The sequence below is a fragment of the Rhizobium moroccans genome, assembly GCF_057559155.1.
On record NZ_JBHFJG010000048.1, the window covers coordinates 101,023 to 121,550 of the forward strand.

18 protein-coding genes and 1 pseudogene are annotated in these 20,528 nt (G+C 62.1%); 6 read left to right on the top strand and 13 right to left on the bottom strand.

Annotation, left to right across the window (positions count from 1 at the left end; genetic code table 11):
* Nucleotides 1-19: 19 nt before the first annotated feature.
* The 7 genes from ACE04I_RS23220 to ACE04I_RS23250 all read right to left on the bottom strand — a co-directional run bounded on the left by ACE04I_RS23220 (nt 20) and on the right by ACE04I_RS23250 (nt 7,157).
* Complete coding sequence (locus ACE04I_RS23220; RefSeq protein WP_046794378.1) at nt 20-1,126, bottom strand: ABC transporter substrate-binding protein; 1,107 nt, start codon at nt 1,124-1,126, stop codon at nt 20-22.
* Between the two features lie 262 nt (nt 1,127-1,388).
* Complete coding sequence (gene aptA, locus ACE04I_RS23225; protein ID WP_046794377.1) at nt 1,389-2,717, bottom strand: omega-aminotransferase AptA; 1,329 nt, start codon at nt 2,715-2,717, stop codon at nt 1,389-1,391.
* Nucleotides 2,718-2,973: 256 nt separating this feature from the next.
* Nucleotides 2,974-3,294: an ArsR/SmtB family transcription factor gene (locus tag ACE04I_RS23230; RefSeq protein ID WP_046794376.1), complete on the bottom strand. Its 321-nt coding sequence runs from the start codon at nt 3,292-3,294 to the stop codon at nt 2,974-2,976.
* Nucleotides 3,295-3,391: 97 nt separating this feature from the next.
* The gene (locus ACE04I_RS23235) at nt 3,392-4,141 is read right to left on the bottom strand and encodes a HugZ family pyridoxamine 5'-phosphate oxidase (RefSeq protein WP_046794375.1); all 750 of its coding nucleotides are present in this window, start codon (nt 4,139-4,141) and stop codon (nt 3,392-3,394) included.
* 100 nt (nt 4,142-4,241) lie between these two features.
* A complete protein-coding gene (choV, locus tag ACE04I_RS23240) occupies nt 4,242-5,288 on the bottom strand; it encodes a choline ABC transporter ATP-binding protein (RefSeq protein ID WP_046794374.1) in 1,047 nt (348 codons plus the stop codon).
* Nucleotides 5,285-6,127 (bottom strand): choline ABC transporter permease subunit, encoded by an 843-nt coding sequence (gene choW / locus ACE04I_RS23245; RefSeq protein WP_137326826.1) that lies wholly within the window; start codon nt 6,125-6,127, stop codon nt 5,285-5,287. Before choW ends, choV begins: the two co-directional genes overlap by 4 nt.
* Before the next feature lie 76 nt (nt 6,128-6,203).
* The gene (locus ACE04I_RS23250) at nt 6,204-7,157 is read right to left on the bottom strand and encodes a choline ABC transporter substrate-binding protein (protein ID WP_046794372.1); all 954 of its coding nucleotides are present in this window, start codon (nt 7,155-7,157) and stop codon (nt 6,204-6,206) included.
* A gap of 201 nt (nt 7,158-7,358) precedes the next feature.
* Here ACE04I_RS23250 and ACE04I_RS23255 point away from each other — a divergent pair, with 201 nt between their 5' ends.
* The 3 genes from ACE04I_RS23255 to ACE04I_RS23265 all read left to right on the top strand — a co-directional run bounded on the left by ACE04I_RS23255 (nt 7,359) and on the right by ACE04I_RS23265 (nt 10,091).
* Nucleotides 7,359-7,940 (top strand): thymidine kinase, encoded by a 582-nt coding sequence (locus ACE04I_RS23255; protein ID WP_046794371.1) that lies wholly within the window; start codon nt 7,359-7,361, stop codon nt 7,938-7,940.
* A gap of 72 nt (nt 7,941-8,012) precedes the next feature.
* Nucleotides 8,013-8,912, top strand: a complete 900-nt coding sequence (locus ACE04I_RS23260; RefSeq protein WP_046794370.1) for a hypothetical protein — start codon at nt 8,013-8,015, stop codon at nt 8,910-8,912.
* Between the two features lie 27 nt (nt 8,913-8,939).
* Nucleotides 8,940-10,091, top strand: a complete 1,152-nt coding sequence (locus ACE04I_RS23265; RefSeq protein WP_046794369.1) for a DUF2333 family protein — start codon at nt 8,940-8,942, stop codon at nt 10,089-10,091.
* 51 nt (nt 10,092-10,142) lie between these two features.
* On the opposite strand, the gene ACE04I_RS23270 is transcribed toward ACE04I_RS23265, so the two are convergent.
* The 5 genes and pseudogenes from ACE04I_RS23270 to ACE04I_RS23290 form a co-directional block, all read right to left on the bottom strand.
* The gene (locus tag ACE04I_RS23270) at nt 10,143-10,550 is read right to left on the bottom strand and encodes a PAS domain-containing protein (RefSeq protein WP_052760392.1); all 408 of its coding nucleotides are present in this window, start codon (nt 10,548-10,550) and stop codon (nt 10,143-10,145) included.
* 100 nt (nt 10,551-10,650) lie between these two features.
* The gene (locus ACE04I_RS23275; protein WP_046794367.1) at nt 10,651-11,370 is read right to left on the bottom strand and encodes a helix-turn-helix transcriptional regulator; all 720 of its coding nucleotides are present in this window, start codon (nt 11,368-11,370) and stop codon (nt 10,651-10,653) included.
* 246 nt (nt 11,371-11,616) lie between these two features.
* Nucleotides 11,617-12,138, bottom strand: coding sequence for a TIGR00645 family protein (locus ACE04I_RS23280; RefSeq protein WP_082118359.1), 522 nt, complete (start codon nt 12,136-12,138; stop codon nt 11,617-11,619).
* Nucleotides 12,139-12,286: 148 nt separating this feature from the next.
* On the bottom strand, nt 12,287-14,032 hold the full coding sequence (locus ACE04I_RS23285; protein WP_487207640.1) for a TonB-dependent receptor domain-containing protein: 1,746 nt from the start codon (nt 14,030-14,032) through the stop codon (nt 12,287-12,289).
* Between the two features lie 74 nt (nt 14,033-14,106).
* Nucleotides 14,107-14,583, bottom strand: a pseudogene (locus ACE04I_RS23290) (TonB-dependent receptor plug domain-containing protein); the annotation flags it as partial.
* Between the two features lie 253 nt (nt 14,584-14,836).
* Between ACE04I_RS23290 and ACE04I_RS23295 the strand changes: the two are divergent.
* On the top strand, nt 14,837-16,516 hold the full coding sequence (locus tag ACE04I_RS23295) for a formate--tetrahydrofolate ligase (RefSeq protein ID WP_137326827.1): 1,680 nt from the start codon (nt 14,837-14,839) through the stop codon (nt 16,514-16,516).
* A gap of 81 nt (nt 16,517-16,597) precedes the next feature.
* On the opposite strand, the gene ACE04I_RS23300 is transcribed toward ACE04I_RS23295, so the two are convergent.
* On the bottom strand, nt 16,598-17,461 hold the full coding sequence (locus ACE04I_RS23300) for an extensin-like domain-containing protein (protein WP_487207641.1): 864 nt from the start codon (nt 17,459-17,461) through the stop codon (nt 16,598-16,600).
* Between the two features lie 294 nt (nt 17,462-17,755).
* On the opposite strand from ACE04I_RS23300, the gene ACE04I_RS23305 reads away from it, so the two are divergent.
* Complete coding sequence (locus ACE04I_RS23305; protein ID WP_046797780.1) at nt 17,756-19,945, top strand: anthranilate synthase; 2,190 nt, start codon at nt 17,756-17,758, stop codon at nt 19,943-19,945.
* Entirely contained in the window at nt 19,899-20,447 is a 549-nt protein-coding gene (locus ACE04I_RS23310) for a GNAT family N-acetyltransferase (RefSeq protein WP_487207642.1), read from the top strand. Before ACE04I_RS23305 ends, ACE04I_RS23310 begins: the two co-directional genes overlap by 47 nt.
* The last annotated feature ends 81 nt before the right edge of the window (nt 20,448-20,528 follow it).

Consider the following 20,528-nt stretch of genomic DNA (forward strand, 5'->3'; position numbering starts at 1 on the left):
GCCCCCGTCGATGCTTTGACTATTCGAGGGAGACGATCTTGCCGTCTTCCCACTTGAAGAGCGAGAAGGCGGGTGAGGAAAGATCGCCGGTCTCGCCGTAGGTGAGATCGCCGATCGACGTCTTGATCGGTTCGCCCGACTTCAGAGCCGTTGCGACGGCTTCCGAGTCATCCGCCTTGCCGGCCTTCTCGATGCCGGCCTTGAGCACTTCAACGGCCGCATAGGCGTTGAGCGTGAAAGCTTCCGCCGGAATGTTGCGGGCGGTGAGCGCATCGACAGCACCCTTGGAAGCCGGGTTCTTGGTGGCGTCCGAGGCATTGGTGAAGATGGTTCCGGCGGCCGCGCTGGTGCCGATATTCCAGAACTCGGTATTGGAGAGGCCTTCGCCGCCGATGATCGTCGCCTTCACGCCGAGATCGGAGAGCTGGCGGGCGAGCAGGCCACCTTCGGGGTGATAGCCGCCGAAGTAGACGACTTCGATGTTTTCGGATTTCAGGCGGGTGGTGAGTGCGCTGTAATCCTTGTCGCCCACGGTCACGGAATCGTTGATGACCTCGGTCACGCCGCCGGCATTCAGGACGGCCTTGAAGGCATCGGCCAGGCCTTTGCCGTAGGCGCCCTTGTCGTTGATGATCGCGACGCGCTTGTCCTTGAGATTTTCCAGCACGTATTTGGCGGCGACTTCTGCCTGCTGGTCATCGCGGCCGCAGGTGCGCAGCACATTGGCGAGGCCGCGGGTGGTGAGCGCGGGCGTGGTCGCCGTCGGCGTCACCATCAGCACGCCGTTTTCAGCGAAGACATCGGAAGCCGGCATGGCGACGCCCGAGGTAACCGGACCGACGACGAAGCGAATGCCTTCGCCGACGAGCTGGTTGGCGGCCGAAACGCCCTGCTTGGGCTCGCCGGCGTCATCGGCGATCTTGAGCACGACCTGCTCGCCCAGAATGCCGCCGTTCTTGTTGATTTCCGCAACCGCGGTTTCGGCGCCGTTCTTGACCTGGTCGCCATAGGCGGCGACCGGTCCGGTCAGCGGCGCGACGAGGCCGATGACGATTTCCGCATGAGCGAGCGGCGCGAATGCAAGAGAAGCGAGGGTGGTGGCCGCCAGAAGCGTCTTGAGATTCATTTCGTCCTCCTTGGATGGGTCCTTGACCCGCCGGGCGCGCCGCTCTGAAAAAAGTTCAGGCGATGCGCCCTAAGTTCTTGTTTTTGTACATGCCCTGCTCGGAAAACGGCTTGCGCTTTCCATGACACATATCCGTCCGGTCAAGTTTGACTTCGAGCGGAACGAAACATTCTTAGGAACTTAGCTGCGATTCCGCAAGAAGTTCGCAGAACGGGACCCGTTTTTGCTAAATTTTGCAAAGAACGGGCCTCGAAAACGCGATTCAAATGCCGTTCGTAAGAATTTCGCGCAGTTTCCCGAAGATTTCGTCGATGTGGTGCTTCTCGACGATCAGCGGCGGCGACATGGCGATGGTGTCGCCCGTCGTGCGGATCAGCAATCCGTCCTCATAGGCCTTCAGGAAAGCGGAGAAGGCGCGCTTGGTCGGCTCGCCGGCGATCGGGTCCAGCTCGATCGCGCCGATCAGGCCGATGTTGCGAACGTCGATGACGTTCGGCACGTCCTTCAGCGAATGCAGGCCTTCTTCCCAATAGGGGGCGATCTCCTTGGCGCGCTCGAACAGCCCTTCTTCCTTGTAGGTCTCGAGCGTCGCGAGCCCGGCCGCAGAAGCGATCGGATTGCCCGAATAGGTATAGCCGTGGAAGAACTCGATGAGATGTTCCGGGCCGTTCATGAAGGCGTCGTGGATTTCGGAGGTGACGAGGACCGCGCCCATGGGGATCACACCGTTGGTGAGGCCCTTGGCGGTGGTCATGATATCGGGCGTCACGCCGAAATACTGCGCGGCGAAGGGTTCGCCCAGACGGCCGAAGCCGGTGATGACCTCGTCGAAGATCAGCAGGATGCCGTGCTTGGTGCAGATATCGCGCAGTTTCTGGAGATAGCCCTTTGGCGGGATCAGCACGCCGGTGGAGCCGGCGACGGGCTCGACGATGACGGCGGCGACGGTCGAAGCGTCGTGGAGCGTGACGATCCGCTCCAGTTCGGAGGCGAGATCGGCGCCATGTTCCGGCTCGCCGCGGGTGAAGGCGTTCTTGCCGGGAAGATGCGTGTGCGGCAGGTGATCGACGCCGGTCAGCAGCGTGCCGAACATCTTGCGGTTGGCGACGATGCCGCCGACGGAAATGCCGCCGAAATTGACGCCGTGATAGCCGCGCTCGCGGCCGATCAGACGGAAGCGGGAACCGTTGCCCTTGGCGCGGTGATAGGCAAGCGCCACCTTGAGCGCCGTATCCACCGATTCCGAGCCGGAATTGGTGTAGAGCACGTGGTTAAGGCCTTCCGGCGCGATATCGACCAGGCGATTGGCAAGCTCGAAGGCCTTCGGATGGCCGAGCTGGAAGGCGGGCGCATAGTCGAGTTCGCCCGCCTGTTCGCGGATCGCCTCGGTGATCTTCGGGCGGCAGTGCCCGGCATTCACGCACCAGAGGCCCGCCGTCGCATCGAGTACCTGGCGGCCGTCATGGGTGGTATAGTGCATGTCCTTGGCGCTCACGAAGAGGCGCGGTTCCTTCTTGAACTGGCGGTTTGCCGTAAACGGCATCCAGAACGCCCTGAGATCATTGGGCGTGGTGTTGAGGCGGTTGGACATGCTGTTCTCCGTAGCCCTTCCGGGGAGGGCATTTCCCCCATCAGCCGCTGCGCGCGGTTTTGACTATACGGTCAAATTATCAGCGGCTTTCGGGCCGTCAACCGGACAAATTGCGAAGTTTCCGGGAGAAAAAGCGGCATGCGCCGCGGGCAAACCCGTGGGATAAGACCGAACGGGGAGACAAAAGACAACGGCCTCCGGCAACGCGTGCCGGAGGCCGTTCTACAGGATGGGCGCTTGCCTTACCAAGCGGCGGTCAGGCCGCCTCGGATTTCTTCTGCTCAGGCGCGCAATAAATCTCTTCGAGCGTCCGAAGTATCTTCAACACCGGTTCCGATGAGCTGGAGTAATAGATCGTCTGGGCGTCACGCCGGGTCTTCACCAGCTTCTGCGCGCGCAGCTTGGAAAGGTGCTGCGACAGCGCGGACTGGCTCAGGCCGACCCGGGTTGCCAGAGCGCCGACTGCAACCTCGCCCTGTACCAGGCAGCAGAGAATCATCAGCCTTTTCGGATTCGCCATAGCAGACAACAGGCCAGCAGCGGCCGTCGAATGCTCGGATAGTGTCATGGTGTCCATATGTTTGTTCTTCCCCTAGAAGCGGGCACCCGCTTCAAAAATCGCCCCAGCCTGAACGGGCAAAAAGTTAACAGGAGGCGGCTTGGGTTGTACATCCCTAATTTTCGGGTAATGGTATTACTTTAGCGACATTTGAAATACAATCAAAGACAATTCCTGGTGAAGCGGCGGGGGTTGCGAACTCGTGCCTGAAGTGCAGATCGCCGCCGACGAGATCGACGCCGGACCGGTCGACACCCGCGAAGCGCCAGGGCCTTCCCTTTTCAGCTCCCCATTGTTCGGCACACAGGGCGGCGGCTTCCGCCATCTCCTTCAAGCGGTCCTGCAATTCCAGCCATTCCCGGCCGTTTCCCGGCTCCTCGATCAGCAGATCGGAGCCTGCCAGAACGTAGGCGCGCCCGAAGCCGCCGTTCAAGGAAGCGGTTTGCGGGAGCAGGCGGAAGAAGCGGAAATCCGGAAAATCCACATAGAGGGAGGCTTTCGGGTGCCGGCCCAGGAAGCGGTGGCGGATGCGGGCATGATCCTCCGTGTCGCGCTCGACGGTGTCGGCACGGCATTGGAGGGTGATTCTCGGGTGCGCCAGCGGATCGCCCTTGCCGGGCTCCCCGGCCAGCAGCGAGCAGCGCGGATCGGCGGCGAGCCCCTTGGTATGGCCGGAAAGCGCGGAAACCAGGATCACCGGCACGCCGTCGAAATCCGTGGCCGTGAGCGCGCGGCTGACGGAGGGAAAGCCGGTTTCGGGATCGATGACGCCAAGCGCCATGAAGCGCGCGCCGCGCACCAGCAGGCGCGCCAGACGGCGAGCCTCGTCGTCGGTTTCGCGCAGGACCTGCGGTTTGTCTGCCATCAGTCGCTTCCTGAATGTAACAGGGCCGATCGCTCGGCGCCTCTCAAGCGGCGTGGATAGCACCGGCCGGGGCAGGGGGGAAGCCGAACCTCCTTCGATCTCAGCGCCGTCGGTGGCGCGTGAGGCCCGCGATGATCTCCTCGGCGGAAATGGTGCCCACGACCGAACCGTTATCGACCACGCCGACGGCGCCCGGCTGGCGCGAAAGCGCATCCAGGATATCGACGAGCGGTGTGTCGCGCCGCGCGGTTGCCGTGACGCCGGCGGCGCCGGAGGCACTGGTGACGCCGGCGCGCATGACGTCTCCGGCGGTCAGCATGCTGATCGGGTTCATGTGTTGCACGAAATCGGCGACATACTGGTCGGCGGGCGCCCGGACGATTTCCTGCGGCGTGCCGCACTGGATGATGCGCCCGCTCTCCATGATGGCGATGCGGTTGCCGATCCGGAAGGCTTCGTCGAGATCGTGACTGACGAAGAGGATGGTCTTCTTCAGACGCCGCTGGAATTCAAGGAGTTCATCCTGAAGGCGGGTGCGAATGAGGGGATCGAGCGCGGAGAAAGGCTCGTCCATGAGCAGGATGGGCGCGCCGGTGGCGAAGGCGCGGGCAAGGCCGACGCGCTGCTGCATGCCGCCTGAAAGCTCGCCCACCTTGCGGCCGGACCATTGCGTTAGGTTGACCAGTTCGAGCTGTTCGCCGACACGCGTCTTTCGTTCCGCGTCGGAGACGCCCGCCAGTTCAAGGCCGAAGCCGACGTTTTCCGCGACCGTGCGCCAGGGCAGGAGCCCGAACTGCTGGAACACCATGGATACGGTATGCATGCGCAGGTGGCGCAGCGCCTTGGCGCTTGCCTTGTAGGGATCGACCGGGCCGGAGGGCGTTGAAACGCTGACGCTGCCGCGAACGACCGGGGCGAGCCCGTTGACGGCGCGCAGCAGGGTCGATTTGCCGGAACCGGAAAGGCCCATCAGCACCAGGATTTCGCCTTCCCGGATGGAGAGCGAGGCATTTGCGACGCCGAGCACGATGCCGGTGGCGGCGCTGATCTCGTCGCGGGTCTTGCCCTGGTCCACCAGCGGGAGCGCCTGTTCCGGATTGTTGCCGAAGACGATATCGACATTGCCGAAGGTCACCGCGTCGCTCATGCGCCTTCTCCCTTCGATGTGCGGAACATCCGGTCGAGGATGATCGCCAGGATGACGATGCACAGCCCCGCCTCGAAGCCGCGGGCGATGTTGACGGTGTTGAGCGCGCGTACCACGGGCACGCCGAGACCGTTGGCGCCGACGAGCGCGGCGATGACCACCATAGACAAGGAGAGCATGATGGTCTGCGTGAGACCCGCCATGATCTGCGGCATGGCAAAGGGCAGTTCCACCTTCCGCAGCACCTGGCCGGGCGTGGCGCCGAAGGCAACCGCCGCCTCAGTAAGTGCCTCCGGTGTGGAGACGATGCCGAGGCGGGTGAGGCGGATCGGCGCGGCGATGGCGAAGATCGCGGTGGCGATCAGGCCCGGCACCATGCCGAGGCCGAAGAGGATGAGGGCGGGGATCAGGTAGACGAAGGTCGGGATCGTCTGCATGAGATCGAGGATCGGCCTCATGATCCCGTAGATCCATTCGCGGCGAGCGGCCGCGATGCCGAGGGGCACGCCGACCGCCATGCAGACGGCGGTCGAGGCGAGCACCAGCGCCAGTGTCTCCGTCGTCTCCTTCCAGTAACCCTGGTTGATGATGACGAGCAGGCCGAAGAAGGTGAAGAGCGCTGCGCCCACGGAGCGGCGCAGCAGCCAGGAGAGGCCTGTCATCAGCACCACGACGATCAGCGGATGCGGAAACTGCAGGATGAAGAGCAGGCCATTGATGACGGCGGACAGGACCGACGACAGCCAGTCGAAGAACCAGTCGCCGTTCGCCGTCAGCCAATCCACGAAGGACTTGGCCCAGGGCCCGATGGGAATGCGGTATTCGGTCAGCCAATTCACTGAAGACACGTCCGCTCAAGAAAGGAAGATAGGGCGAGGGTCCGGGGCGGTGGCCGCCCGGGCATTCGATCGGCCGTCAGAGGCCGAGTTTGGACTTGACGGCGGCAAGGCCGTCCTGGCCATCGCGGGTGGTGACGCCGGCAAGCCAGGGCTCGACGGCCGAGCCGTTGGCCTTCAGCCATTCGGTGGCGGCCGCTTCCGGCTCCTTGCCGTCGTTCAATATGCCGCCCATGATTTCGTTTTCCATGGGGAGCGAGAACTTCAGGTTCTTGATGAACGTGCCGACATTCGGACACTCTTCGGTGTAGCCGGCGCGGACATTGGTATAGACCTCGGCGCCGCCGAAATTCGGTCCGAAGACCTCATCGCCGCCGGAAAGATAGGTGAGCTTGAAATTGGCGTTCATCGGATGGGGCTCCCAGCCGAGGAAGACCACCGGCTCGCCGCTCTTGTCGGCGCGCGCCACCTGAGCCAGCATGCCCTGCTCGGAGGATTCCACCACTTCGAAATCGCCGAGATTGAAAGTGCCCTTTTCCACCATGTCGAGAATCAGCCGGTTGCCGTCATTGCCCGGCTCGATGCCGTAGATCTTGCCGCCGAGCTCTTCCTTATGGGCGGCGATATCCTTGAAGTCCTTGATGCCGAGTTCGGCACCCTTGGCATTGGTGGCGAGCGTATATTTCGCGCCGACCAGATTGGGGCCGTAGGACTCGACAGACTTGTCGTTGAGATAGGGGCGCACATCCGCTTCCTGCGTCGGCATCCAGTTGCCGAGGAAGACGTCGATATCCTTGTTTTTCAGGGAGCTGTAGGTGACCGGCACGGAAAGAACCTTCACGTCGGTCTCGTAGCCGAGAGCCTTCAGAAGCGCCGTCGCCGTGGCCGTCGTCGCCGTGATATCGGTCCAGCCGACATCCGAGAACCGGACGGAGCCGCAAGCTTCCGGTTCCGCTGCAGACGCGGCGCCGCCCAGGACCAGGGCGGAGACGGCGGCTGCGAGCGTGATCTTCAACGTTTTCGTCATGCGCATGATGCGGCTCCCTTTTTTATGTTCCCTGGCCATTATCAATATATGCTGAAATCAGGCAAGCGCGCGCATTCGCGGCGTGCGATCACTGCGATTTGCGACATTTTCGATGATCGGCCTATTGGGGGATGAGGTCGAGCGGAAATCTGTGGTTATCGCCACAAGCTTCTTTTCTCCCTGCCCAGCGCGTTTCAGAAGACGGACATGGCCAAGCTCTATTTCCATTACGCGACGATGAATGCAGGCAAGTCCACCATGCTCCTGCAGGCATCCTACAATTACCAGGAGCGCGGGATGCGCACCGCGATCTTCATCGCGGCTGTTGACGACCGGGCAGGCGCCGGCCGTGTCGCCTCGCGGATCGGGCTTTCCTCCGACGCCACTCCCTTCAAGGCGGCCGACAACCTGTTCGAGATCATCGCCGGCATGCACAATGAGGAGCCGATCGCCTGCGTTTTCGTGGACGAGGCGCAGTTCCTTTCTCCCGAACAGGTATGGCAGCTTGCGCGAATCACCGACCGGATCGGCATACCGGTGATGGCCTACGGGCTGCGGACGGATTTCCAGGGGAAACTCTTTCCGGGCTCGCTGGAACTGTTGGCGATCGCCGACGAGCTGCGCGAGGTGCGCACCATTTGCTTTTGCGGGCGCAAGGCCACCATGGTGGTGCGGGTCGACGAAGCGGGCGAGGTGGTGCGCGAAGGCGCCCAGGTGGAGGTGGGCGGCAACGAGAAATATGTCTCGCTCTGCCGGCGCCATTGGGAAGAGAAGATGCGCTGCGACTGAGCGGCTCGGCGGAAAAATCGCCGTGGCAAATTCCCGAAACGGCTTTATCTATTGGCCGAGAGGACGAGGGGCATGGCAGGGCAATCGGCGGGCGACAGCGAGATCGAGGCTATCGGCGAGCTTCTCGCCGGAGTGCGCGAGGCTGTGGGCCAATCCGCGTCGGCGTTTGCCAAGGCCGCCGACAAGTTCCGCGTGGCGGACGAGGCGATGCTTGCCGCCGAGGAGGGGCGCATTGCCGAAATCCTGAAGCATGAACGGGAGGCCGAAGCGCGGCTTGCCCGGCTGACCGCCCGGCTTTCCCATATTCTGGACCGGAGCCTTGCCGCTTACGAAAACCGCGATACGCCGAACCGCTACGAACGGTATCTCGCAATCCTTTCCCCGAACGCCGCGCACCGCGCGCGGGAGAGGCGCTGGCGGCAGCTTTCGCTGGAGCACGGGATCGAGACATGTCTTGCCGAGCTGGACATGCTCTTCGGGCTGGTTGAGGAGCATCGACAATTCCTCATCGAACGCCGGAACGCTTCCGAAGCGGACTTGACCCGCTTCATCGACCGCCGCGGCGAAGCGCTGGAAGCCCTGCTGCAGGCGGATGAGGATGCCGGCTCAAGGCCGCAGGCAGCCGCCGTCTTCGCCCGGTTCGCCGGGCTGTTCCAGAGCTTTCTCGACGCCGTGAATGAAAGCATGGGCGCGGCCAATGTGCTCATCAACAAGCTTACGATCGAAACGGAGCGCGCCCTGGTGCTTCGGGACGCTCTGCGGCCGGCCGCGAATCAGACCTTGCCATCTTCGACAGGGGCCGCCGGCTCGTGGCCGCATATCGTGCCGCTCGTGGCGCTTTCGGAAAAAGGCATGCTTTCGATCGGCGAGATCGAGCGCCGACGAAACCTGATCGATCAGGCTTTTCACAGCCGTTTCGACGCCTGCCTCGACAAGCTTACCTCGACAAGGGCGTCGCGGCCCATTACCTGAAGGTGCAGGACCAACCAGGGGCAATCCATGCTGGATTCGATAAAGCAGTTTTTCGGACGGGTTTTCGAGGCGATCGGACGAGGGTTCGGGCTGCTGTTCGCATGGCTCGGCTGGCCTTTCCTGGCGGCGCGCGGGTGGTATGCCCGGCGGCACTGGATGGTGAAGGGGCCGATCCTGGCGGCGCTCGTGCTGCTCGTCGGCCTTTACGGCTATTTCTTCGTCCAGACCCAGATCTGGACGGGCTTCAACCCGAACTTCGTCGAGAACTACCGCTTTTCGGAACGAACGGTGCCCGCCGGGCTGGAGCTGACGACACCGGCTCCGGCAAGCCCGGACGCACCGGCCGCCGCAACGCCCGCGGCCAAGCAGTGCCAATCCTCCGGGATCGTCGACGTGGTGGCGGACCTCACCGACGTCAACGTCAACCAGAATGCCTGGATATCCTCGATGGTACTCTACCGGCTGGGCTTCTTCGGCATCGACTGGGATAATACGCCCTTCCTCGACAACAAGGCCTCCTTCCAGCGCGGCGTAAACCAGGTGGTGCGCCGCACCGCCGTGGAGCTTGTCGATACGCTCGGCCGCGTGCGGGGTACGTCGGGGGTCAACAAGGACCTGCAGGATGCGCGCGGCAACCTGCAGTTCGACGAATATTCCTGGTATTTCGGGCTTGATCCGTTCGGGCCGAAGACGCCGACGCCGAGCTACTACCGCAGCGCCATAGAGCAGCTTCGCAAGTTCAACCGCGATCTCGCCACCTGCAACGCCACCTTCGACAGCCGCGCCGACAACCTCATCCAGTTCATCGACCGGATCGCCAACGATCTCGGCGGAACCTCGGCCATCCTGCGGGAGCGCTCCGAGCATTACAATGGCGGTTGGTTCGATACCCGCGCCGACGACCGCTTCTGGTTCGCTTACGGCCAGCTCTACGGGTATTACGCGGTGCTTTCGGCGGCAGGCGCCGATTTCAGCCAGGTCATTCGCGAGCGCAATCTTGGCCCGCTCTGGACCGAGACGCTGGCGCAGTTCCAGGCGGCGCTGCGCATCCAGCCGGCGATCATCTCGAACGGCCGGGAGGACGGCTGGATCATGCCGACGCATCTTGCGACCATGGGCTTCTACATCCTGCGCGCCCGGTCAAACCTGGTGGAAGTGCGCTCCGTGCTGGATCGATAGGTTGACGGAGCCGGGAGCCGGGTGCGTGCTGCATCCGGCCCCGGCGCTCGCTCAATCATCCATCGGCGCGTCATCCAGGAAGAAGCTGACGCCCGGCCGCCGCTCGAAGAATTCGTAGGTGATGCCGACGACCTCTCCGGCGGTGCCGGGCCTTTCCCGGTACTTGCCGACCGTGCGGACGTATTTGTAACCGTCTGCATTGTTCCTGACCCGGTAGATATTGTGGTAGGTCAGCCGGCCGGCGCTTGCCCGCTCGAAGGTTTCCATCAGGAGCGGCATGTCGTCGGGATGGATGCGCGCGCCGACGGCCACGAGATTCATCGGGCCGTCATGCGGATCGAGACCGAAGATGTGACTGATGTCCTCGGTGCCGAAGAGGTGGCCGCTATCGATATCGAAGCGCCAGAAGCCGAACGGCCGGAACGCCGTGGCAAGTTCCACAACCTCCGCATCGCTCAAACCGACAGCTTCATTCTGTCTGTTCTTTGTTCCCCGGGTGAACTCAAGCCATAATGGCAATCGATATCTCCCCATCGGCCGGGGTATACTTCCCCGATCCTTATACGATCAGTTTCAACCTGATCGCCTTTGCTACCAATTGCGTGCGATTCACGCAATCCATCTTCTTGATCGCATTGGTCATATAGGCATTCACCGTATGATCGGAGAGCGACAGGATACGGCCGATCTCAACGGAAGTCTTCCCTTGCGCGGTCCAGCGGACGACTTCGAGTTCGCGGCTGCTCAACAGGCCCGAAACATTCGCGCGGCTGCTGCGGCGAATCCGATCGAAAACATCGAAGGCCTGCAGGGAGAGCATGGTGAGCTCGTTGATTTCCACCTGCCTCGGAAGCCGGCGAGACCCGGCGAAATGCAGCGCGAAACGCTCGCCGTCCACCGAGGTCAGCCCCATTGCGAGATGCGTGGGCATGCCGAAGCGGTGCTGCAGTTCGACTATCGGCTCCGGAATGGCGAGATCGTCATTCTTCTCGTCGATCGACCAGCAGAAGGGGACGCCGGATTCTGTGAGCCTGCGGACGGCCGGCGACCTGCGCAGCAAGCGCTGACGGTCGAATTCCTTCAGATAATCTTCCGGGAGGTTCGTCTCGATGAGCAGCGGAGACAACAGCATCTCATCACGGCGCGGCGCCTTGAATACCGTTACGTGATCGAACGAGAATTCAAAAGCTATCCGCTTCCAAGCAGCAAGTATGCCGACCCGGGAGTCGGCAGCGGAAATCTCGCTGCTGAGGATCGTCTGCCGTTCGAGGGATATCATCTAGCCTAAAACTGATATGCATTTATGTTATCCTTAACAAATATATTATTTGTCCCCGATAGCCAGCGGAATTTACCTTAGAACTGCAGGCTCCACGAAATTGTGATAAATAATCACCTTTGATTTTGCCGCCAACAGCTTCGGGATCGTCCTGGTCATTTTCCGTTTGATCCATCTTCTGGCGAAGCAGTCAGAAAAAAAGCCCGGCATGGCAGGGCTTTACAGCTTTAAAGAATATCGGAAGAGCTAGATTTTGTCGGCGTCCTTGCTGCCCTTGGCCTTCGCCATGATTTGTTCCAGCCAGCCGAGCATGACGGCGGAAACCACGAAGGCGAGGTGTATGATGGTGTACCACATCAGCTTCGCATCGCTGTACTGGTTGGCATTGAGGAAGATCTGCAGCAGGTGGATCGAAGAGATCGCCACGATCGAGGAGGCGACCTTGATCTTCAGGCTGCCGGCATCGAGCTTGCCGAGGAAGGAAACGTCGGCTTCCGTCTCGTCGAAGCGGCTGACGAAGTTCTCGTATCCCGAGATCATCACCATCACGATGAGGCTTGCGACGAGTGCGGCATCGATGAGGCCGAGCATGGCGAGGATCATATCGGCCTCGTCGGCCGAGAACACGTTCTGCGCCACCTTCACGAATTTCAGTGCGAAGGACAGCGCATAGACAGCCAGCGCCGCCACGAGGCCGAGATAGAAGGCGACAAGAATCCAGCGGCTTGAAAGAATGATCTTCTCGACCAGCAGTTCCAGCGATTTCATCGATTTTCCCTTGTTGATGTCATGCAAGCCCTCGTTTTCGGGGCCGCAGCCTCTTAATCGGCGATCGTGACGGGGGCAAGACATGGCCGGCAACGCAAAACGCCGCATCGGAGGAGATGCAGCGTTCGGCTTTGCATGAAGAAGCTGCTTAGAACTTCTTGGTGATGGATACGCGGAAGGAACGTCCGGCTTCGCTGTAGAAATCGCGGCTTGCAAGCGAGGTGCTGTCCGGCACGCTGACAGCGTCCCAATACTTCTTGTCGAAGATGTTGAAGACGCCGGCCTGTACCTTGAGGCCGGAGACGTCGATATCGCCGATCCGCTCGGGGGCCCACCAGATGGTGGCGTCTACGATGCCGTAGCCGGGGGCCTTGAAGCCGGTGCCGCTCACCTTGTTTCGGGCGCCCGCCATGGTCAGCGAGACGTCGGTTCCCCAGGTCTCGGTGAAATAGCCGAGCCCAACGATGGCGCGCAGCGGAGCCACGGAATTCAGGTATTCGTCCGTATCGGTGTTCTTGCCATGGGTCCAGGCGAGCGAACCCCAGGTGCGCCAATTCTCCTGGAAACGCCACTCGCCGCTGAGCTCGATGCCGTAGATCTGCACCCGATCGAGGTTGTCATAGCTGGTCACGCCGCCGATCGGATATTCGCCGCCAGGAGGGGCGAGCATCACCGTGTCGATGAAGTTACGGTAGTAATTGTTGAAGACGGTCGCGGATACGGCATAGTCGGTCGCCGCATAGCGCGCGCCGATCTCAAATCCGTTGCTGGTTTCAGTCTCAAGCTCCGGATTGCCGACCCGTGCGTAGGAGCCTGGTGCGCCGTAATTCTGATAGAGTTCCAGCACTGTCGGCGCGCGGAAGCCCCGTGCGTACTGGGCGTAAAGCTCCAGCTCAGGGGTTGCCTTCCACGAGGCGCGGAGTTTCGGCGAGACGCCGAAATCGTCCGTCGACTGCAGGTAAGCGGTATCGAAGTTCGGGCTGTCCTCGTAGGCGGCCGTGGATTTCGGATCGTGCCTGTACCAGTCGAAGCGGACGCCGGGGGTGATCGTCAGGCGATCATCCATGAACTTGATGTCGTCTTCCACATAGAAGCCGAAGGCAACACTATCGACATCCGGCATGTCGGATGCGTTCGAATGCAGCATGCGGCAAGACTGCGGGCCGAAAGGCATCGGGATAGTCGACCAGTCGGCATCCGGGCAATTATCCTGGCCCCAAGAATATTGATGAGTATCCTGCCAGTAAAGTTCGCCACCGAAGCGGAATTCGTGCGCTACGCCGCCAAGCTCGACCTCCTTCGAGGCGTTGCCGGTGATGCCATAGGAGGTCTGCTCCAGCATGTTGTCGCGCTTGTAAACACCGAATGGACGGCCGTAGAAGAAGGGGTCGCCTGGGATAATTCTGCCAAGTGCGCTGGGAATGCGGAAACCATCGGTCGTGTTGTTCAGGCGCTCCTTCTGCCAATAGGCGGTGATGCTTGCCTGATCGACCCAATCGGTGCCATCCGGCGAGATGAAGTCATAGGAGCCGGAAATGCGCTTGCGGTTGACGTCTTCGCCGCTTTTGAGCGAGCCTGCCCGATAGCTGCTCGTCGAGCCGCGCATGTTGTCGATGTCTTCATCGCGGTCGTAGATTTCGCCGGTGAGGCCGAAGCGGTGGCCGCCTTCGAGGTATTGGTGAAATTTGACGAGCAGGTTCTTCTGCACGAAGTCGGCGGGGTTGGCTTCCGTACGGGTCGTGCCGTAACCACCGATCTCGCCCTTATTGTCCATCTCATGGCCCTTCTTGTAGCCGCCTTGGACGAGGAGCCAGCTATCATTGAAGTGCCCGGCCACCGCGGCATTGCCGCCGACGCTCTGATCGGCGCTGTCATAGGTCTGTCTCTTATACACATCGCGCCGTAGGACTTGCCGTCCTCGATCAGGTCTTCCGGATTGAGCGTGCGCAGTTCGACGACCCCGCCGAGTGCGCCGGAGCCGAAGCGGCTGGAATCGGCGCCCTTGGTGATATCCACCGCCGAGAGGCTATCGAAATCGAACGAGTTTACACCGCCCCTGGCGCTATCCCGCGGGTCGGTCAGCCACGGAAGACGGATTCCGTCGATGGTGGTCAAAACCCGGTTATCCTGCAGGCCGCGCATGTTGATGCTGTTGGTGTTGCTGTTGAAATTCACGCCTGCATCGACGCGCCGGGCGAAATCCTTGAAGTCCGTGACCATGCGCTGCTCGAGTTTGGGACGCTCGGTCGTCTGGGTCTGCGGCGCGGCCCCGACGCGGCCCTGCTTCGTCGCCTGGACATTGATCGTTTCGAGAACGGTACCCTGAGCAGCGGGCGCCTCGTTCGTGGTTGCCTGTTGCGCGATGGCCGGACCTGAGACGGATAGCAAGACGGCAATGGCCGTTCCGTTCAGCAGGCGCGCGTGCGACGATAATCCCCAGCCCATAAGTCCCTCAAAAATTGGATTGTGCCAGCTTCGCGGAGGTGCGGCGTGGCACGACAGTTTCGATTGTCTCTCCGCGGAAGCGGAGGCAGCTTCGGGAGTTAATTAATCTTGGGTATTCTAGTCAAGTTTGAATCTGACAAAATTAGTCAAGTTAATGAATGTGGTTGAAATGCAACACTTCAATCGAGCGGAAGCTATTCACACTCCGGAACTCCTCCGATATTCAGAAGCGATCAGCGGAGGGCGCAGCAGCATGGCGGAGGTGAAGTCGGACATCGAGATCGCGCGGGCGGCGCAGAAGCGGCCGATCGTGGAGATCGGCGCGAAGCTCGGCATTCCCGCGAGCGAACTGGCGCCTTACGGGCACGACAAGGCGAAGGTCGGCGCCGGGTTCATCGCCTCGCTTGCCGATAAGCCGGACGGCAAGCTGATCCTCGTCACCGCCATCAATCCGACGCCGGCCGGCGAGGGCAAGACCACGACGACGGTGGGGCTCGGCGATGGCCTCAACCGCATCGGCAAGCGCGCCATCGTCTGCGTGCGCGAACCTTCGCTCGGGCCCTGTTTCGGGGTGAAGGGCGGGGCGGCCGGCGGCGGTTATGCGCAGGTGGTGCCGATGGAGGACATCAATCTCCACTTCACCGGCGATTTCCATGCGATCACCGCCGCCCACAATCTGCTGGCGGCGATGATCGACAACCATATCTACTGGGGCAATGCGCTCGATATCGACGTGCGCCGCATTCCCTGGCGGCGGGTGATGGACATGAACGACCGGGCGCTTCGCGAAGTGGTCGCCTCGCTCGGCGGCGTCGCCAACGGCTTTCCGCGGGAGGGCGGCTTCGACATCACCGTCGCCTCGGAGGTGATGGCGATCCTCTGCCTCGCTTCCGACCTTCGCGATCTGGAACGCCGGCTCGGCGACATCATCATCGGCTACCGACGCGACCGCACGCCGGTCTTCGCGCGCGACCTCAAGGCGGATGGCGCGATGACCGTGCTGCTCAAGGACGCCATGCAGCCGAACCTCGTGCAGACGTTGGAGAACAACCCCGCCTTCGTGCATGGCGGGCCTTTCGCCAATATCGCGCATGGCTGCAATTCGGTGATCGCCACCAAGACGGCGTTGAAGCTCGGCGAATACGTGGTAACGGAGGCGGGCTTCGGCGCCGATCTCGGCGCGGAAAAATTCTTCGACATCAAGTGCCGCAAGGCCGGCCTGAAGCCGGATGCGGCGGTGATCGTCGCGACCGTCCGCGCGCTGAAGATGAATGGCGGCGTGAAGAAGGAGGATTTGGGCCAGGAGAATGTCGAGGCGCTTGTCCGGGGTTCATCCAATCTCGGCCGGCATATCGCGAACGTGCGAAAGTTCGGCGTTCCGGTGGTCGTCGCGATCAACCATTTCACCTCCGACACGCAGGCCGAGGTGGATGCGGTGATGGACTATGTCGCGCGACATGGCGCGGAGGCGATCCTCTGCCGCCATTGGGCGGAGGGCTCGGCCGGTATCGAGGAACTCGCCTGGAAGGTGGTGGAGCTTGCCGAGGGCGGGCAGGCGAAATTCCAGCCGCTCTATCCCGACAGTCTTTCGCTGATGGAGAAGATCGAGACGATCGCCACGAAAATCTACCATGCGGGCGAGGTAACGGCCGACAAGGCGGTGCGCGACCAGCTCGCGACATGGGAGGAGCAGGGCTACGGCCATCTGCCGGTCTGCATGGCCAAGACGCAGTATTCCTTCTCCACCGATCCCAACCTGCGCGGCGCGCCGGAGGGGCATATCGTGCCGGTGCGCGAGGTTCGGCTTTCGGCGGGCGCCGGCTTCGTGGTGGCCATCACCGGCGAGATCATGACCATGCCCGGCCTGCCGCGCGTTCCTTCCGCCGAACGGATTTTCCTGAACGGCGATGGGTATGTGGAAGGGCTGTTTTGAGGTTGGACACTTACCGGCTCCGCCCCCCTCATCCGGTCCTTCGGACCACCTTCTCCCCGGCGGGGAGAAGGTAAGTAAACCTCACCGGCAATAACGATACCCGTTCTTCCGCTCCAGCACGTCGAGATGCAGGTGGTCCTGGTGAGCGGCGTCGCTGCCGGGAGAAAGCACGGTGGTGAAATGCAGGCAGGCGCCGGCCGTGGCGGTGCGCTGGAAGGCGCCTTCCATGGTGGAATCCTCCGCGCGCGGCTTCATCTCCAGCGTCTCGCCATTGTCGAGCTTGAAGGCGGCGACATCGATGGCGTTGCCGCGTGCGTGCTCGGAGATCTTGCCCGTGGAGGCCCCGTTGCGCAGCCGGCAGTCATAGGTCGAGCCCGGCACGATGCCGGCGATCCTGCGACCCGGCATGGCGATGTTCAAGGCCGGCTGGACGGTATCTTTCAGCCAGTGGGCCATAGCGAGCGCCGTCTTGCAGCGCATCGCCGCGCCGCCCAGCGCGATGCCGGGAAGCGCCTCGGAAACCTCGATGGGCTGCCTGATACCGCAGCCCTTGCCGTCGTCAATGGGCTCAGCAGTCCGGAATTTGGCGCCGAGCGCGGTGAGTTCCGCCAGGCAGGCCTTGAGTTTTTCGGGGTCCTCCTCTTCGAGCGGCGGAGGAGGGGGCGGTGGCGGGGGAACCTCCGCCTCCTGCTTGTCGTCCTCCTGCTTGCCGGGAGGAGGGGTGTCCGCGGACGGGGGCTCTTTCTCCGGCGTTGTCGATGGCGTTTCGGGTTTGGGTTCCGGCTTTGGAATGGTTTCGGAGGTGGGCGGTTCCGTTGGCTTGGCAGGCTCCTGCGCCTCGGTTCGTGTGTCGGGCTTTTTGGCTGGGAGAGGACCTTTACTGGGCAGGCTGGCGCTCATCAGGAGGGGGATGCCTAACAGAAGTGCCAACCAGGATCGCTGCATGCCTGTTTCCTTCTTCAAACCGTAATCCGGGGAGGGCAACGCGCGAAGCCGGATTTGGTCGCATCCGAAGCGCCAAGAAATTTGCTTGCGCGTTTTAAAGACCCACGCTAACAATTCCGCCCATGACGATTTCGATGAACATCGGCAACTGGTGGTGGGCACGCTTCGCGCGGCCTTGACCAGTCATGTCCATCGACAAGACGACACAAAGCCGCCCGAGAACCGAGGCGGCTTTTTTGTTGGCCGCAAGGGGACCGGGCATTGCGGCAAACGAACAGGATCGGAGAGGCAGATATGGTAACGATCATTCGGGATGACGGTTCGGAAACCTACGAGACGCGGGGCGGGATTACCGTCAGCCGGCAGCGGCGCGCGGCAGATTATGCGACCGCCATCTCTTCCTATGTCGACAGGCTCGATGAGCGGCGCGGTGCTGTCTTCTCCTCGAACTATGAATATCCCGGCCGCTATACCCGCTGGGATACTGCGATCGTCGATCCGCCGCTAGGGCTTTCCTGCAATGGCCGCAAGGTCTGGATCGAAGCCTATAACGAGCGCGGCGAAGTGCTGCTCGGCTTCGTCGCCGACCGGCTGCAGACCGTTTCCGAGATTACCCTCGGAAGCCGAACCGCGCGCCGCCTGGACCTGACCGTCAACGAGCCTTCCCGCGTGTTCACGGAGGAAGAGCGCTCCAAGATGCCGACGGTGTTCACCGTGCTGCGCGCCATCGTCGATCTCTTCCATTCGGACGCGGATTCGGCGATCGGCCTCTTCGGCGCCTTCGGCTACGATCTTGCCTTCCAGTTCGACGCGATCAAGCTTTCCATGCAGCGGCCGGAAGACCAGCGCGACATGGTGCTCTACCTGCCGGACGAAATCCTCGTCGTCGATCACCATGCCGCCAAGGCCTGGATCGACCGCTACGACTTTTCCAAGGACGGCGCGACGACGGACGGCAAGGCGGGAGATATCGCGCCCGATCCCTTCAAGCGTACCGACGTGATCCCGCCGAAGGGCGACCACAAGCCCGGCGAATATGCCGAACTGGTCACAAGGGCGAAGGAAAGTTTTCGGCGTGGCGATCTCTTTGAAGTGGTGCCCGGCCAGAAGTTCATGGAGCGCTGCGACTCGAAGCCTTCGGAGATTTCCAATCGGCTGAAGGCGATCAACCCGTCGCCCTATTCTTTCTTCATCAACCTCGGCCATCAGGAATATCTGATCGGCGCTTCGCCGGAGATGTTCGTGCGGGTATCGGGCCGCCGCATCGAGACCTGCCCGATCTCCGGCACGATCAAGCGCGGCGAGGATGCGATTTCCGACAGCGAGCAGATCCTGAAACTCCTGAACTCGAAGAAGGACGAGTCCGAACTCACCATGTGCTCGGATGTCGACCGCAACGACAAGTCCAGAGTCTGCGAGCCGGGATCGGTGAAGGTGATCGGCCGGCGGCAGATCGAGATGTATTCGCGCCTCATCCACACGGTCGATCATATCGAAGGACGGCTTCGGGAAGACATGGATGCCTTCGACGGCTTCCTGTCGCATGCCTGGGCGGTGACCGTGACCGGCGCGCCGAAACTCTGGGCGATGCGTTTCATCGAGAACCACGAGAAGAGCCCGCGCGCCTGGTATGGCGGGGCGATCGGCATGGTCGGCTTCAACGGCGACATGAACACCGGGCTGACGCTGCGCACCATCCGCGTCAAGGACGGTATCGCCGAGGTCAGGGCAGGCGCGACGCTGCTCAACGACAGCGATCCGCACGAGGAAGAAGCAGAAACCGAACTGAAGGCATCCGCCATGATTGCTGCCATTCGCGACGCCCGCACGGGCAATGCCGCCAAGGCCGGCCGAGACGTGGCCCGCGTCGGACAGGGCGTGAAGATCCTGCTCGTCGACCATGAGGATAGTTTCGTCCACACGCTCGCCAACTATTTCCGCCAGACGGGCGCGACGGTTTCGACCGTGCGCACGCCGGTGCCGGAAGAGGTGTTCGAGCGCTTCGATCCCGATCTCGTCGTGCTTTCGCCGGGCCCCGGCAATCCGCAGGATTTCGACTGCAAGGCGACGATCAAGAAGGCCAGGGCAAGGCACTTGCCGATCTTCGGCGTCTGCCTCGGCCTGCAGGCGCTTGCCGAGGCCTATGGCGGCGAACTGAGGCATCTGGCCATCCCCATGCACGGCAAGCCGTCGCGCATCCGCGTGCTGGAGCCGGGCATCGTCTTCTCCGGCTTGGCGCATGAGGTGACGGTCGGGCGCTATCACTCGATTTTCGCCGATCCGAAGACGCTCGATCCCGACTTCATGATCACCGCCGAAAGCGAGGACGGGACGATCATGGGCATCGAGCATGTGAAGGAGCCGGTCGCGGCCGTTCAGTTCCATCCGGAATCGATCATGACGCTCGGCGGCGACGCGGGCATGCGGATGATCGAGAATGTGGTGGCGCATCTGGCGCGCAAGCGCGAGACGAAGGCGGCGTGAGGTGACCGAAGAGATCGCCATCGAGCCGATCCGCGAAGACCATGTCGAGAGCTTTCACAGGGCTCTCGATACGGTTTCCCGGGAGCGGAAATATCTGACCTTTCTGGAAGCGCCGCCACTCGATTCGGTGCGTGCGTTCGTGAAAAGCAATATCGTCGAGGGCCATCCGCAAGTCGTGGCGGTGGTCGACGGTGAGGTGGTCGGCTGGTGCGACATCCGCCGCAATGCCCGTGAAACGCATGCCCATTGCGGCTCGCTCGGCATGGGCATCATGCCGGCCTATCGCGACAGGGGGCTGGGCAGGCGGCTGATTACGGCAGCCCTCGATGCGGCCCGCGAACTCGGCCTGCATCGCGTCGAACTGCATGTGCATGCGGACAATCCGAGGGCGATTGCGCTCTACGAAAAGGTCGGCTTCGTGCGCGAGGGCGTGGCCCGCGATGCGGTGAAGATCGACGGCCGGTTCATAGACGCGATCCAGATGGCGGTGATTTTCGGGTAGGCCGTCGACCCTTTGACAAATAGCCCCACCTGATCCATATGCACGGCCATCCGAAACCGCCGGAGCGAGACGATCTCGCTC